At 63.3% G+C, this 14008-nt stretch carries 14 protein-coding genes; 5 read left to right on the top strand and 9 right to left on the bottom strand.

The annotated features are described in order from the left end of the window. Positions 1 to 33 precede the first annotated feature (33 nt). The 5 genes from AC3ZU9_RS04215 to AC3ZU9_RS04195 are packed head-to-tail and all read right to left on the bottom strand — an operon-like array spanning position 34 to position 2933. Positions 34 to 822, bottom strand: coding sequence for a fimbrial biogenesis chaperone (locus AC3ZU9_RS04215; protein ID WP_012725023.1), 789 nt, complete (start codon positions 820 to 822; stop codon positions 34 to 36). Between the two features lie 25 nt (positions 823 to 847). Further along, positions 848 to 1336 carry a Csu type fimbrial protein gene (locus AC3ZU9_RS04210; RefSeq protein ID WP_093541464.1) on the bottom strand — a complete coding sequence of 163 codons (489 nt, stop codon included), beginning with the start codon at positions 1334 to 1336 and terminating at the stop codon, positions 848 to 850. A gap of 2 nt (positions 1337 to 1338) precedes the next feature. Continuing rightward, positions 1339 to 1881 carry a Csu type fimbrial protein gene (locus AC3ZU9_RS04205; RefSeq protein WP_490090347.1) on the bottom strand — a complete coding sequence of 181 codons (543 nt, stop codon included), beginning with the start codon at positions 1879 to 1881 and terminating at the stop codon, positions 1339 to 1341. Between the two features lie 18 nt (positions 1882 to 1899). Next, positions 1900 to 2442 carry a Csu type fimbrial protein gene (locus AC3ZU9_RS04200; protein ID WP_122811601.1) on the bottom strand — a complete coding sequence of 181 codons (543 nt, stop codon included), beginning with the start codon at positions 2440 to 2442 and terminating at the stop codon, positions 1900 to 1902. After that, positions 2436 to 2933: a Csu type fimbrial protein gene (locus AC3ZU9_RS04195; RefSeq protein ID WP_490090383.1), complete on the bottom strand. Its 498-nt coding sequence runs from the start codon at positions 2931 to 2933 to the stop codon at positions 2436 to 2438. The genes AC3ZU9_RS04200 and AC3ZU9_RS04195 overlap by 7 nt, the downstream gene beginning before the upstream one ends. Before the next feature lie 215 nt (positions 2934 to 3148). Here AC3ZU9_RS04195 and zapE point away from each other — a divergent pair, with 215 nt between their 5' ends. Together zapE and AC3ZU9_RS04185 are read left to right on the top strand one after the other, a co-directional pair. Continuing rightward, entirely contained in the window at positions 3149 to 4243 is a 1095-nt protein-coding gene (zapE, locus tag AC3ZU9_RS04190) for a cell division protein ZapE (RefSeq protein WP_122811602.1), read from the top strand. Between the two features lie 39 nt (positions 4244 to 4282). Then, positions 4283 to 5575 carry a protein kinase gene (locus AC3ZU9_RS04185; RefSeq protein WP_490090346.1) on the top strand — a complete coding sequence of 431 codons (1293 nt, stop codon included), beginning with the start codon at positions 4283 to 4285 and terminating at the stop codon, positions 5573 to 5575. Positions 5576 to 6545: 970 nt separating this feature from the next. Here AC3ZU9_RS04185 and AC3ZU9_RS04180 read toward each other — a convergent pair. Beyond that, a complete protein-coding gene (locus AC3ZU9_RS04180; protein ID WP_015884705.1) occupies positions 6546 to 7253 on the bottom strand; it encodes a YebC/PmpR family DNA-binding transcriptional regulator in 708 nt (235 codons plus the stop codon). A gap of 100 nt (positions 7254 to 7353) precedes the next feature. Continuing rightward, positions 7354 to 8211, bottom strand: a complete 858-nt coding sequence (locus AC3ZU9_RS04175; protein ID WP_122811603.1) for a LysR substrate-binding domain-containing protein — start codon at positions 8209 to 8211, stop codon at positions 7354 to 7356. A gap of 111 nt (positions 8212 to 8322) precedes the next feature. Here AC3ZU9_RS04175 and AC3ZU9_RS04170 point away from each other — a divergent pair, with 111 nt between their 5' ends. The 3 genes from AC3ZU9_RS04170 (at position 8323) to AC3ZU9_RS04160 (ending at position 10955) form a co-directional block, all read left to right on the top strand. Further along, on the top strand, positions 8323 to 9426 hold the full coding sequence (locus AC3ZU9_RS04170) for a 2-aminoethylphosphonate--pyruvate transaminase (protein ID WP_490090345.1): 1104 nt from the start codon (positions 8323 to 8325) through the stop codon (positions 9424 to 9426). Between the two features lie 29 nt (positions 9427 to 9455). Continuing rightward, positions 9456 to 10283, top strand: coding sequence for a phosphonoacetaldehyde hydrolase (gene phnX, locus AC3ZU9_RS04165; RefSeq protein ID WP_015884708.1), 828 nt, complete (start codon positions 9456 to 9458; stop codon positions 10281 to 10283). Positions 10284 to 10397: 114 nt separating this feature from the next. Beyond that, on the top strand, positions 10398 to 10955 hold the full coding sequence (locus AC3ZU9_RS04160; RefSeq protein ID WP_015884709.1) for a cytochrome b: 558 nt from the start codon (positions 10398 to 10400) through the stop codon (positions 10953 to 10955). Here the strand turns inward: AC3ZU9_RS04160 and AC3ZU9_RS04155 are convergent. Further along, positions 10945 to 11829: a 1-aminocyclopropane-1-carboxylate deaminase/D-cysteine desulfhydrase gene (locus AC3ZU9_RS04155; RefSeq protein WP_490090344.1), complete on the bottom strand. Its 885-nt coding sequence runs from the start codon at positions 11827 to 11829 to the stop codon at positions 10945 to 10947. The two genes, AC3ZU9_RS04160 and AC3ZU9_RS04155, sit on opposite strands and share 11 nt — an antisense overlap. Positions 11830 to 11886: 57 nt before the next feature. Further along, complete coding sequence (locus AC3ZU9_RS04150) at positions 11887 to 13926, bottom strand: NADPH-dependent 2,4-dienoyl-CoA reductase (RefSeq protein WP_046035628.1); 2040 nt, start codon at positions 13924 to 13926, stop codon at positions 11887 to 11889. Between the last annotated feature and the right edge of the window lie 82 nt (positions 13927 to 14008).

Below are 14008 nucleotides of genomic sequence, written 5' to 3'. Positions count from 1 at the left end.
AACCCGGGGCTTCCCAGCCCCGCTACCCTGCGGTTATCGCTTCGGCGCCAGGTTCTCCAATTGCGGCGCACCGTTGATCCTGACCTGCAGCGGCTGGTCGGCCGACAACGTATCCGGCACCGGCCAGCGCATGGTTGCGCCCGGCAGTACGTAGCCCAACAGGCCGTCCACCAACGGCCGCGTCTGCCCACCCTGCTTGAATGACGCATCGGTGAGGCGCGCATGCACGGCGCCCTGGTTGCGCACTTCGATGTAGTTGCGCCCTGCCACCGTGACCTTGTGCCAACTCAGCTCCGGTTTGCCGGCGCCCTTGGGGTCGCGCTGGCGCGTGCTGTCGTCCTTGCTCCACAGGCCCGCGCCGTAGGCAAACAGCGGCACCGAATAACGCATCTGAAAGCGGATCGCCGCTGCCGTGTTCTTGCCTTCCGGCGGCGTGGGCACCTGCAAGGGTGAAGGGATTTCATCGATGATGATGCGGTAGGCCAACTCTTGCCCCGGCGGCACTTCACGGGTGCGCGTCAGGCGTACCAGTTGTTTCTGCCCCGGCTCGATCCGCGCCACGGGCGGGCTGCCGATCACCTCGCGCTGGTTTTGGTATTGCTCGTCGAAGCCGCTCTGGCTCCAGGCAAAGACGCGAATCTGCAAGCTCGCAGTTTCGGTCCCACGGTTTTCCAGCCACAGTGCGCTGGCCTGTTGATCGGCCTCCAGCACCGGATCGATGGGCCAGATCAGCACCGAGCTGGCCGCTTGCACTAGCCCTGCCGTGCACGCGGCACTCAAGGCAAGACCCGCGGCCCACAGCCGCCGGGAAGGTGAACGCATAACCCCACTCCTTATACCAATAGCCTTACCACGTCAGCTGCACTTGCAGCGTGTCGCTGTACGTCCCCCCAGGCTGATTGCCCGGCAATTGCACCCGCCCGTAGATCGGCAGGCTGATGGTGTTCGCATCGCTGTAAGCCACGTTGACGCTCTGGCCGATCCCCAGGCTCTGGCTGAACGCCGCATCCCGAAATAACTGATACGCCACCCGCGCACTGCCGCTGTTGAGCTGCAAATTGCGCCCGGTGCTGCTGTGCAGCCCGCCGTCGACGCTCATGCTCAGCGCCACCCCCGGCGTGCATTGCAACGTGACGCCCGCTGTCAGCGCCGCCGTGACGGTGCTGGTCGCCAGGGCCGAATGACTGCCGTAGGTCAGCGCGCCGTAATTGGAGCTCCCGCCCACAATCAGGCAGCCAGGGGTGATGGTCGCGCTCACCTGGAAGCTCTGGCTGGTCACCGCCGATAACGGCAGCGGCACCGCCAGCGCACAGGCCAGCAACGCTCTGAACCACATCGCTAGAACGTCAGTTCCACGGCCACGGTGTCGGTGTAGGTGCCTGCCGGCAGCCCCGCCTTGCCCACCGCCCGACCGTAGAGGCTGACGGTCTGCGCCACGCCGGTACTGGCGGCGAGGGTGATCACGCCGTCGATCGCCAACAACGCGGAGTGGCCGCTGTCGGTGTAGAAGTCGTAAGGCACGAAGTTGCCCGCACCGTCGGCCAGCGCACGGCTGCCGCCTGGGGAAGCGCCGTCATGCGCACCGGCGCGCACCTTGACGGCTGGCGTGGTGCCACTGGAACACAGGATCGACAATCCGCCACCCGTGCCGGTACCGCCGAGCAACTGCGCATCGGCGTTGGTGAACAAGCTGTTGGTGGTGCCGAAGTTCAAGCTACCGAAGTTCAGGCCGGCGGCCGCTCCAGAGCCGTTGACCTGGCAGCTGGAGATCAATATCAGGCTGGACGTGATCTGCCCGGTCACCGTGGTTGCCGCGTTGAGGCTGGAGGCCATCGCCAGGCCCAGCGCGCAAACGCCTAATCGAGAAACAAGTACATGCATGGTTTCCATCCTCTTGAGTTACCAGTCCAGTGTCACCGTCAACGTGTCGGTGTAGATCCCTGCCGGTAAGGCACTGGTATTGGCGACCACGGAGCCAAACACCGGGATCGGTATCTGGGTGCCCTTGGCCACGACAAAATTGTGTTGCTGCCCGATGCTGTAGGTGCTGTGACCCTGCGGGTCGGCGGACAGGCGATAAGGAATCATCTGGCGCCCATTGCTCAGGCGCCGGGTGGTGCCATCGCCGTTGGTACCGCCGTCGATGGTCACGGTGAAGCTCGAGACCGAGGGGTTGCACGACACCGCCAGTGGCGCCTTGTCGCCCGCGGTGACGCCAGCGCCCAGCGGGTTGCTCCAGGTCGGACCTTGGCTGCCGAAGTCGAGCATCGCCGTGCCGCCCGTGGGGTTGACCGGCGCGCTTTCAACCCCTTTGCTCACTTCGCAACTGGCGGTGATCACCAGCCGCGCCTGGATCAGCCCGGTGGCGGCAGCCGCCTGCGCGTCATCCGCCAGCACCAGCAGGCCGCCGATGACCACCAGGGCCATGCAGCGGCTTACCATGTCACCGTCACCTTGAGCAGGTCGGTGTAGCGGCCGACGGCGGGGATGTCTTTGAGCGGTTCAATGCGGCCGTAAAGCGGCAGGTCAACAAAGCCTGCGTCCGGCACCCGGCCGCTCAGCGGCACGTCCACCGGCAACGGCACGCGCCGCGCGGCGTCGGCATACAGGCGATAGGGAATGGGTTGGGTCGAAGGGGTGGCGCTCAGGTAGCGCACTTCACCGGTGCCGCCATGCAGGCCACCGTCCACGCGCACTTGATACGGCGTGTCGGGGTTGCACTCCAGGCGCGGCTGGCGCTGGCTGATCAACGCCGCACTCAAGGGCCCGGCCGGGTCGTTGAGACGCGGGCCGCTGCCGAAATCCAAGATACCCAGTTGCTCGATGCCAGCCTCGCGGGTGGTACCCACCAACTGACAGCCCCGCTGCACGTCGATACGCACCTCCACCTGGAGTTGTGCGCCGTAAGCCGTGCTGCAGAGCATCGCGCCCATGACTGCCAATACTGCTCGTCCCTTCACTGCCCCAAATCCTTGTACAGGAATTACTCCTTTGTAGGAGGTTAGACACTCAGCGAGAAACTGCCAGTCTGGACAGGATTACCTTCGTGACAGGCTTTTTCGAGATAGCGGGCAACGCCCTTCTCTATTGGTCAAAACGCGGCGAGCGCCCTAAAGTGAGCAACCACTGAACTATAGAGTGACTTGCATTGGCCGCGCTTTCCTTGATCCGTCGCCTGCTCGGTAAACACACCGCCCCCCTCGACGCCTCGCCCCTCCCCGCGTTCTTTCAGCAAAAGGCCGAACAACAGGGTTACACCCTCAGCACCGGTCAAACCCAAGCCATTGCAGCATTGGCCCGGGAAACCCAGCACTTGCTCGCCGGCCAACCCGCCCGCAGCCTGTACCTGCACGGACCGGTGGGACGCGGCAAAAGCTGGCTGCTGGACGGTTTTTTCCAGGCGTTGCCGATTGCGCAGAAGCAGCGCGTGCACTTCCATGACTTTTTCGCCCAACTGCATCGCGACATGTTCACCCACCGTGAGCAGGACGATGCCCTGGCCGTGGCCCTCGATGAACGGCTGGCAGATTGCCAGGTGCTGTGTTTCGACGAATTCCACGTCCACGATATCGGCGATGCCATGCTGATCACGCGGCTGTTCAAGGCCTTGTTCGAGCGCGGTGTGCTGGTGCTGGTGACGTCCAACTATGCGCCGCAGGGCTTGCTGCCCAACCCCCTGTACCACGAGCGATTCAAGCCGGTGATCGACCTGATCGACGCGCGCATGGAGGTGCTGGAGGTCAGCTCGCCGCAGGACTTTCGCAGCCTGCCCCAGGCGCAGAGCGCGCAACGTTTTACCAGCGGTCAGTACGTATGGCCGGGAACCGCAAGCCAGCGTGCAGCACTTGATCTGCCCGCTGCGGACTGCCCGCCCCAGCCCTTGGCCGTCGGCCACCGGACCTTGATGTGCCGGCGCCACGCGGGACGCAGCGTTGCCTTCACGTTCAACGACCTGTGCGAACAACTCACGGCGGTCATGGACTACCTGCTGCTGTGCCAGGACTACGATCACTGGGTCATCGACGGCCTGCCTCAACTGGCGGAGTGTCCGATTGCCGTGCAACAGCGGTTTATCAACTTGGTGGACGTGCTCTACGACCGGGACAAGCACCTGGTGCTTATCGGTGAGCAGCCCCTCGACATCGCCTTGGGCGGCCAGGCCATCGACCTCGCCCGTACTGCCAGCCGTCTCGGGCAGCTGCAACAGACCTGCCCGCAACCGGTGCCCGACCCGGTATCATGAGCGCCATTTACGCCTTCTTGCCGAGTGACCGCGCCGTTCATGAATACCCTCGCCCAACTCAAGGCCGGCCAATTGGCCGGCATCACGCGCCTGGACCTGTCCTGCGGGCTGACCGAATTCCCCCGGGAAATCTTCGAACTGGCCGACTCCCTGGAAATCCTCAACCTCAGCGGTAACGCCCTGAGCCGCCTGCCCGACGACCTGCACCGCCTGCCGCACCTGCGCGTGCTGTTCTGCTCGGACAACCTGTTCACCGAGCTGCCGGCCAGCCTGGGCCAGTGCGCCAAGCTGAGCATGATCGGGTTCAAGGCCAACCGGATCAGCCACGTGCCCGCCGCGGCATTGCCGCCCCTGCTGCGCTGGCTGATCCTGACCGATAACCGCATCAGCCAGTTGCCGAGTGAATTGGGCGAACGGCCACTCCTGCAAAAGCTGATGCTGGCCGGCAACGAGCTGACGCACCTGCCGGAAAGCCTGGCCAACTGCCACAACCTCGAATTACTCCGCATTGCCTCCAACCGCTTCACCCGGTTACCGCAGTGGCTGCTGACGCTGCCCAGCCTGACCTGGCTGGCCTATGCCGGTAACCCGGTGGAAATGGCCGTCGAGGTGCCGGGCGATGAGACTACCGCGAATATTCCCTGGTCCGACCTGGCACTGGCCGAAGTCCTCGGCGAAGGCGCTTCCGGCGTCATCCGTAAAGCGCTGTGGAAACCGTCGGGCAAAGCCGTCGCCGTCAAACTGTATAAAGGCAGCATCACCAGTGATGGCTCGCCGCTGCACGAAATGCAGGCCTGCATTGCCGCCGGCTTGCACCCCAACCTGATCAAGGTCGAGGGCCGCGTTGTCGGCCACCCTGACGACCAGGCCGCACTGGTGATGGAGCTGATCAACCCGAGCTACCGCAACCTCGCGGCCTTGCCGAGCCTGGCCTCGTGCACACGCGACATCTACGAAACGGGCGCTTGCTTCAGCCTTGAAGTGGCGCTGCGCATGGCACGCGGGGTCGCGTCGGTAGGCGCGCATCTGCATCGGCATGGCATCACCCATGGCGACCTGTATGGCCACAATATCCTCTGGAATGAAGCGGGGGACTGCCTGCTGGGGGATTTTGGCGCGGCGTCGTTCCATGCCACGGCGGAAACCCTGGAGACCAAAGCGTTGCAGCGTATTGAAGTGCGGGCGTTCGGCGTGTTGCTGGGGGAGTTGTTGGAGCGGGTTGAGGATCAGGTGAGTGATGGACTGATCGCGCTGCAAATAAGCTGCTGTCAGCCCGATGTATTGGCGCGGCCGGGGTTCGATGAAATCGAATTACTGCTGAACCGGGGCTGAAACCCAATCCAAATGGGGGAGCTGGCTTACCTGCGATGTCGGCGGGTCAGCTACAACCAAGCTGACTGACAGACCGCTGTCGGCGCATAGAGCGTAACCACGATGCGAAGCGAGCCGCTCTTGATCGTGATCTTGATCTCGCTTTTGATCTGAGGCGCCCCGTCAAACACGCTGGCCGGAATTCGACAGGGATTTGGGGGGTAAACCGGCAGGGATGCCGGTTTAGCCGCCCCGCGCCATGGATGGCGCGTGGCGGCGGCCCCCCAAATACCTGTCGGATTACGGGCACACCGAGCGTGAGCGAGGTGCCGAGTGTTGGGGCAAGAGCGTTTTGCTTACTTTTGCGCTTTTCAAAAGTGAGCCGCCGTAGGGGCGGAACCCATAGCGGCCGTTACCTAAATAACGGATATGTACCCGGTCTGATCCAACATCCTGATCGTCTACCAGGCCGCCAACGGGAGCAAGCTCCCTCGCCACAGGTCCAGCGCCATACACAGAGTGGTGTAGATACCGAGGCCCCGATGGCGCTGAATCAGTCACCTGAGGAATCGACTGACACACCGCTATCGGGGGCAAGCCCCCTCCCACATTTGGATCGCGGTCTAACCGTTAGATGGCGCTCGGCTGTCAGGCCGCCGGCGAGAGCAAGCTCCCTCGCCACAGGTCCAGCGCCATACCCAGAATGGTGTAGATACCGAGGCCCCGATGGCGCTGAACCAGTCACCTGAGGAATCGACTGACACACCGCTATCGGGGGCAAGCCCCCTCCCACATTTGGATCGCGGCCTAACCGTTAGATGGCGCTCGGCTGTCAGGCCGCCACGGGAGCAAGCTCCCTCGCCACAGGTCCGCCGCCATACCCAGAATGGTGTAGATACCGAGGCCCCGATGGTGCTGAATCAGTCACCTGAGGAATCGACTGACACACCGCCATCGGGGGCAAGCTCCCTCCCACATTTTTTACCGTGTTTCAGCCAGCCAGGCCGACGAACATATCCTGCACGTCATCGTGGTTGTCCAAGCCTTCCAGGAAGGCTTCCACTTCCGCCATCTGCTCATCGCTCAAACCGCTCACCGGGTTCTTCGAGATATAACCCAGCTTGGCCGACAGCACAGTGAAACCCTGCTCAGGCAAGGCTTTCTGTACGGCATCGAGGTCGGTGGTCTCAGTGATGAACAGGGTGGTGCCCTCTTCTTCGCCGTCTTCAAAATCCTGTGCGCCGGCTTCGATAGCGGCCATTTCCGGGTCGGCGTCCGGGCTGTCCGGCGAGGCTTCGATCAGGCCGACGTGGTTGAAATCCCAGGCCACGGAACCAGAGGCACCGAGTTGGCCCTTGCGGAACGCTACGCGGATTTCCGCCACGGTGCGGTTGATGTTGTCGGTCACGCACTCAACGATCAGCGGCACCTGATGCGGGGCGAACCCTTCATAGGTCACGCGGTGGTACTGCACGGTTTCGCCGAGCAGACCGGCGCCTTTCTTGATGGCGCGTTCCAGGGTTTCCTTGGGCATCGAGGCCTTTTTGGCCTGTTCCACCACCAGACGCAAGTGGGCGTTGGTCGCGGTGTCGGCACCGTTGCGGGCGGCGATGGTGATTTCTTTCACCAGCTTGCCGAAGATCTTGCCCTTGGCATTGGATGCCGCTTCTTTATGTTTGACTTTCCACTGTGCGCCCATGACTCACTCTCTATTCGTCCATCGCGCCGAAACGTCTACTGGCCGGCGCTTTGGGGGCAGAGTTTATAGCGCAAGAACACATCGTTCCACCAAAAACCGATCAGGGCGTCAACGCGAAAAAGGCCTGGATCAGGCGCAACGAGCGGCGCCGCTCCAGGCAACCGAGCATGTGCCGATTGACCAGCCCATCAGCGTGCAGGGGAATCGCTTGCACCCGTGGGTCCGGGCTGACCTCCATCGACGACACCACCCCAACCCCCAACGCGGCGGCGACGGCCTCGCTGACCGCCTCGCGACTGTCCAATTCCAGCAGCACCTTGGGCTGCACACCCGCCGCCACGCAGGCGTTGTCAAAGGTGCGACGAGTGATGGAACTGGGCTCGCGCAGCACCATGATCACCTCATGCAACTGCTCCAGGCGGATACCTGCCGCCGACTTGGCCCACGCATGGCCCGCCGGCACCAATGCGCAGATACGCGACTCGCTCAAGGGTTGCAGGTGCAAACCATTGCGCGGTTCCACCTCGGTCAGCACCGCCACGTCCGCATGTTCGGACAACAGTGCGGCCAGGGTTTCCTGGGCATTGCCCAGGCGCAGGTTCACGGTGATCCCAGGGTAACGCGCACGCAGGCTGGCGATCATCGGCATCACTAGGTGCGGTCCGTCAGCCGCCACTTCCAGGCGCCCGGTGAGCAATTGGCGGTTGGCCTCCAGCAAGGTCTGAGCTTCATCCACCAGGCCAAAGATCGCCCGGGTGATCGCCGCGAGGCGTGCGCCCTCTTCCGTCAACTCGACACGTCGCGCGGTGCGGCGCAGCAACGGGATCTGGTAATGCTCTTCTAGGGCCTTGATGTGTCCGGTCACCGCCGGCTGGCTGATAAACAACCGCGCCGCCGCGCGGGTAAAGCTGCCCTCACGGGCCACGGCATCGAATGCACGCAGTTGGAACAGGTTCATGGCTATCGGCCTCACTGATAGCTCGCATAACAACAAACAATTTGATTGATGACAAGCCAAACTGCAATTTAGGCGCCGTAGCTTGACTCAACGGCTTTACGAGGATTTGCAATGACCGCGCCCCTCCTGCTCACGCCCGGCCCGCTGACCACATCCGCCCGCACCCGCCAGGCCATGTTGGTGGACTGGGGTTCATGGGACGACCGCTTCAACCAACTCACCGCCAGCGTCTGCGAACAATTGCTGGCGATCATCGATGGCGTCGACAGCCACCACTGCGTGCCATTGCAAGGCAGCGGCACCTTCGCCGTCGAAGCGGCCATCGGCACGCTGGTCCCGCGTGACGGCAAGGTGCTGGTGCTGATCAACGGCGCCTATGGCAAGCGCCTGGCGAAAATCTGCGAAGTACTGGGCCGCGCCTTCAGCACCTTTGAAACCGCCGAGGACGAACCGACCACCGCTGCCGATGTGGACCGCCTGCTACAGGCCGACCCGGCCATCACCCACGTCGCCCTGATCCACTGCGAAACCAGCACCGGCATTCTCAACCCGCTGCCGGAGATCGCCCAGGTCGTTAAAACCCACGGCAAACGCCTGATCATCGACGCCATGAGTTCCTTCGGCGCGCTGCCGATCGATGCCCGCGAAGTCCCGTTCGACGCACTGGTCGCCGCCTCCGGCAAGTGCCTGGAGGGCGTGCCGGGCATGGGGTTCGTCTTCGCCGACAAACAGGCGCTGGCCGCCGCCCAAGGCAACTGCCACTCCCTGGCAATGGACCTGTTCGACCAGCACAGCTACATGGCCAAGACCGGCCAATGGCGCTTCACGCCGCCGACCCATGTGGTCGCCGCCCTGCACGAAGCGCTGCTGCAATACCAGGAAGAAGGCGGCCTGCCCGCGCGGCATAAACGCTACGCCAGCAACTGTCAGGCGCTGCTCGACGGCATGGCCGAACTGGGCGTGCGCAGCTTCCTGCCGGCCGCCATCCAGGCGCCGATCATCGTCACCTTCCATGCGCCGCAAGACCCGCGCTACCAGTTCAAGGACTTCTACGAACGGGTCAAGGCCAAGGGTTTCATTCTGTATCCAGGCAAGCTGACCCAGGTGGAGACCTTCCGCGTGGGCTGCATCGGCGATGTCGACGCGGCAGGCATGCAGGCAGCGGTCAAGGCGATTGCCGAGGTGCTGCACGCCATGGAAGTGTTGGACATTTGATTCCCCCTTTTACCGATAGGATCTGAACCATGCAGTATCAAAACCCCAACACCCTCCAGGCCGTTATCCTTGATTGGGCCGGCACCGTGGTCGATTTCGGCTCGTTTGCCCCCACGCAAATCTTCGTCGAGGCCTTCGCCGAGTTCGACGTGCAAGTCTCCATCGAAGAAGCCCGTGGCCCGATGGGCATGGGCAAGTGGGACCACATCCGCACCCTCTGCGATCAACCACAGGTTGCCGAACGCTACCGCAAGGCCTTCGGCCGCACGCCCACCGATGACGACGTGACCGCCATCTACCAGCGCTTCATGCCGTTGCAGATCGAGAAGATCGCCGAACACTCGGCGCTGATTCCCGGCGCCCTCGACACCATCGCCCGGCTGCGCGTGCAAGGCATCAAGGTCGGCTCCTGCTCCGGCTACCCCAAGCAAGTCATGGACAAGGTGGTTGCCCTGGCCGCCACCAACGGCTACATCGCCGACCATGTGGTGGCCACCGACGAAGTGCCCAATGGTCGCCCATGGCCGGCCCAGGCCCTGGCTAACGTGATCGCGCTGGGGATCGATGATGTCGCCGCGTGTGTGAAGGTCGACGACACCGTGCCGGGCATCCTTGAAGGTCGCCGCGCCGGGATGTGGACGGTGGCCCTGACCTGCTCCGGCAATGCCTTGGGCCTGACCTATGAGCAATTTCGCGCCCTGGACGCGGCCACACTGGCCAGCGAGCGCAAACGCATCGAGGCGATGTTCGAAGGCTCGCGCCCGCACTACCTGATTGACACCATCACCGACCTGCCGGCGGTGATCAGCGACATCAACGCACGCCTGGCCCGCGGGGAAATGCCACAGAGCAACTGACAGAGATCAAGTCAACGCTATTCGCGCCGGGCAAATCGCTTAAAACAGGCTTACAGTAAAAGGACTCCGTCGCCAAAGAATGGAGGTTTGCCCTGATGAGTGAGGAACCCAGCGATGCCGTGGAAAAATTCCGATACGCGCTACAGCACCATGTCGATTGCGTTGCACTGGTTGATGGTGGTGCTACTGGCGGTGGTCTACGCCTGCATTGAGTTACGCGGCCAGTTCCCCAAAGGCAGCGGTGCGCGAACGCTGATCGTCGAGATGCACTTTATGTTTGGCCTCACCGTGTTTGTGCTGGTGTGGCTGCGCCTGTTTGCACGCAGCCTGGGGGTGGCACCGAAGATCGTCCCGGCGCCGCCGCAATGGCAAAGCCTGTTGGCCACCCTGATGCACGTCGCGTTATACGCGTTGATGATCGGCATGCCGATTGCCGGTTGGCTGATTGTCAGTGCCGAGGGGCATTCGGTGATGTTCTATGGCATGGAATTGCCGCCGCTGATCGCTGAGAACAAGGACCTGGCCAAGCAGATCGAGGGCTGGCACGTGTGGTTCGGCAAGGTCGGTTATTGGCTGATCGGGCTGCATGCGCTGGCCGGGATTGCCCACCATTACATCCTGCGCGACAACACCGCGTTGCGCATGATGCCGGGCAAACGCGCTAACCCTTGAAACCTCGGCGACCTTGCAGGCCGCCGGTGTGGACGAAGACCAGGCGAGTGCCGGGGGCTAAGCCCCCGGCTTCGATGTGGGTCTTTAAAGCCAGTAAGGCCTTGCCGGTGTAGAGCGGCTCCAAGGGCACGCCGCAGGCCTGCTCTGTTGCGTCGATAAACTCGACCAGCAAGGGGTCGACGTTGGCAAAGCCACCGCGGCTGGCGTCCACCAGCTCATATCCGCCCTGCACGATAGCCTCGACGTTCTGCGCCACACCGTGGCCATCCGGCACCGCCATGGCGCCGTACACCGGGTGTGCGCCCCTTTCAGCGAGTGCCAGGCCGGCCAGCGTGGTGCCGGTGCCTGCCGCCAGCCACCAGGCGTCGTAATCCGCCCAGCCCACGCGGTGTAACTGCGCACGCACCTGCTCGATCAGCACCGCGCAGCCCACGGCGCCCGTGATGCCACCGCCGCCTTCGGGCACGGGATGCAGGTCGGGATACTGTTCACGCCACGGCAGCCAGAAACCCGGTTCATGCCGAGCGCGATAGCCGCCATAACCCAGCCAATGCAATTGCATGCCAAAGGCTTTCAGGTCGACGACAGTCGGGGTGTCTTGCGCATGCCCGCGTAACAGGCCGACGGTGGGAAAACCGAAACGCTTGCCGGCGGCGGCCAACGCGTGCAGATGGTTGGAGTAAGCGCCGCCCAGGCTGATGAGACCGCGCGCGCTGTGCGCCTGGGCCAAGTGCCCGGTGAGCTTGAACCACTTGTTGCCGCTGATCAGTGGGTCGATACGGTCCAGGCGCAGCACGGCCAACTCGACGCCGTTCAGCCAATCGAGCTGCAAGCGTTCAAGGGGGGCGTGGGGAAGCCAATCGAAGGGACCCATCGGAAGGGATCTGCATGAAAAACGGGGCGGTAGTCTAACACCGCCCCGCTCGGGGTCTTACAGCTCCGCCGCGAGACGCGAGCCCTGGTTGATGGCGCGCTTGGCATCCAACTCGGCCGCCACGTCGGCGCCGCCGATCAGGTGCACGTTCTGGCCGGCCGCGACCAGGCCGTCCTGCAATTCACGCAGCGGGTCCTGGCCGGCGCAGATGACGATGTTGTCCACTGCCAGCACCTGCGGTTCGCCCTCGGCACCGATGCGGATATGCAGGCCTTCATCGTCGATCTTCAGGTATTCGACGCTGTTGAGCATCTGCACCCGCTTGTTCTTCAAGCCAGTACGGTGGATCCACCCGGTGGTCTTGCCCAGGCCATCGCCGACCTTGGAGGCCTTGCGTTGCAGCAGGAACACTTCTCGCGCCGGCGCATGCGGTTGCGGCTTGATGCCCGCGACGCCGCCACGGGCTTGCAGCTGGGTGTCGATGCCCCACTCTTTCCAGAAGGCTTCGCGGTCCAGGCTGGTGGACACGCCTTGGTGCACGAGGAATTCCGACACGTCGAAACCGATACCGCCCGCGCCGATCACGGCGACGCGCTTGCCGACCGGTTTACGTTCCAGGATCACGTCCAGGTAGCTCAGCACCTTGGCGTTATCGATCCCTGGGATCGCCGGCGTGCGTGGTGCGATGCCGGTCGCCAGGATGATCTCGTCGTAACCGCCCGCCGCCAGTTGCGCCACGTCCACGCGGGTATTGAGGCACAGCTCGACGTGGGTGGTCTGCAACTTGCGTTTGAAGTAGCGCAGGGTTTCGAAGAACTCCTCTTTGCCCGGCACACGCTTGGCGATGTTGAACTGGCCGCCGATCTCGCTGGCGGAGTCGAACAGGGTGACTTGATGGCCACGCTCGGCGGCGACCGTTGCGGCGGCCAAACCGGCAGGGCCGGCACCGACCACGGCGATCTTCTTGATCTGCTTGACCGGCAGGTAGTTGAGCTCGGTCTCGTAGCACGCACGGGGGTTGACCAGGCAGGTGGTCAGCTTGCCGCCAAAGGTGTGGTCCAGGCACGCCTGGTTGCAGCCGATGCAGGTGTTGATTTCATCGGCGCGGCCGGCGGCGGCCTTGTTGACGAACTCTGGGTCGGCCAGGAAGGGGCGTGCCATCGAGACCATGTCGGCATCGCCTTCGGCGAGGATCTGCTCGGCGATTTCCGGGGTGTTGATGCGGTTGGTGGTAATCAACGGGATCTGCACCGCACCGCGCAGCTTGGCGGTGACTTTGCTGAACGCGCCACGCGGTACTTTGGTGGCGATGGTCGGGATCCGCGCTTCGTGCCAGCCGATCCCGGTGTTGATAAGGGTCGCACCGGCACCTTCGATGGCCTTGGCCAACTGCACGATTTCTTCCCAGGTGCTGCCGCCTTCCACCAGGTCGAGCATCGACAGGCGGAAGATAATGATGAAGTTCGGGCCCACGGCTTCACGCACACGGCGCACGATGTCTACCGCCAGGCGCATGCGGTTTTCGTAGCTGCCACCCCAGCGGTCGGTGCGATGGTTGGTGTGGGCCGCGAGGAACTGGTTAATGAAGTAGCCTTCAGAACCCATGATTTCCACGCCGTCGTACTCGGCGACCTGGGCCAGCAACGAGCACGTGACGAAATCCTGAATCTGCTTTTCGATGCCCTCTTCGTCCAGCTCCTTGGGTTTGAACGGGTTGATGGGCGCCTGGATCGCACTGGGTGCCACCTGCTTGGGGCTGTAGGCATAACGGCCGGCGTGGAGGATCTGCATACAGATCTTGCCGCCCGCCTCGTGCACCGCCTGGGTGACGATCTTGTGCTTCTGCGCTTCTTCGTCGGTGGTCAGTTTGGCTGCGCCTGAATACACGCCGCCCTCATCATTCGGGCCAATGCCGCCCGTGACCATCAGGCCCACGCCCCCTCGGGCGCGCTCGGCGAAATAGGCCGCCATGCGTTCGAAACCGCCGGGTTTTTCTTCCAGGCCGGTGTGCATCGAGCCCATCAGGGTACGGTTGCGCAAGGTGGTAAAACCCAGGTCCAACGGGGCCAGCAGGTGCGGGTAGGCAACAGCGGTCATGGTCAAGCTCCACAACGGATCATCACGGGACGTGACACGCTCGAACGGCGCGCCATCGGTTTATGTCCCACAGACTAAGAGC

Source organism: Pseudomonas sp. A39 (assembly GCF_058145955.1).
Note: the sequence above shows the minus strand (reverse complement) of the source record. Positions and strands in the feature narration are given on the sequence as shown.

Bases quoted from the DNA above. Each gene is read 5' to 3' on its own strand.
- AC3ZU9_RS04215 (WP_012725023.1), bottom strand. From the start codon at position 822: ATGCGTTCACCTTCCCGGCGGCTGTGGGCCGCGGGTCTTGCCTTGAGT.
- AC3ZU9_RS04210 (WP_093541464.1), bottom strand. From the start codon at position 1,336: ATGTGGTTCAGAGCGTTGCTGGCCTGTGCGCTGGCGGTGCCGCTGCCG.
- AC3ZU9_RS04205 (WP_490090347.1), bottom strand. From the start codon at position 1,881: ATGCATGTACTTGTTTCTCGATTAGGCGTTTGCGCGCTGGGCCTGGCG.
- AC3ZU9_RS04200 (WP_122811601.1), bottom strand. From the start codon at position 2,442: ATGGTAAGCCGCTGCATGGCCCTGGTGGTCATCGGCGGCCTGCTGGTG.
- AC3ZU9_RS04195 (WP_490090383.1), bottom strand. From the start codon at position 2,933: ATGGGCGCGATGCTCTGCAGCACGGCTTACGGCGCACAACTCCAGGTG.
- AC3ZU9_RS04185 (WP_490090346.1), top strand. From the start codon at position 4,283: ATGAATACCCTCGCCCAACTCAAGGCCGGCCAATTGGCCGGCATCACG.
- AC3ZU9_RS04180 (WP_015884705.1), bottom strand. From the start codon at position 7,253: ATGGGCGCACAGTGGAAAGTCAAACATAAAGAAGCGGCATCCAATGCC.
- AC3ZU9_RS04175 (WP_122811603.1), bottom strand. From the start codon at position 8,211: ATGAACCTGTTCCAACTGCGTGCATTCGATGCCGTGGCCCGTGAGGGC.
- AC3ZU9_RS04170 (WP_490090345.1), top strand. From the start codon at position 8,323: ATGACCGCGCCCCTCCTGCTCACGCCCGGCCCGCTGACCACATCCGCC.
- phnX (WP_015884708.1), top strand. From the start codon at position 9,456: ATGCAGTATCAAAACCCCAACACCCTCCAGGCCGTTATCCTTGATTGG.
- AC3ZU9_RS04160 (WP_015884709.1), top strand. From the start codon at position 10,398: ATGCCGTGGAAAAATTCCGATACGCGCTACAGCACCATGTCGATTGCG.
- AC3ZU9_RS04155 (WP_490090344.1), bottom strand. From the start codon at position 11,829: ATGGGTCCCTTCGATTGGCTTCCCCACGCCCCCCTTGAACGCTTGCAG.
- AC3ZU9_RS04150 (WP_046035628.1), bottom strand. From the start codon at position 13,926: ATGACCGCTGTTGCCTACCCGCACCTGCTGGCCCCGTTGGACCTGGGT.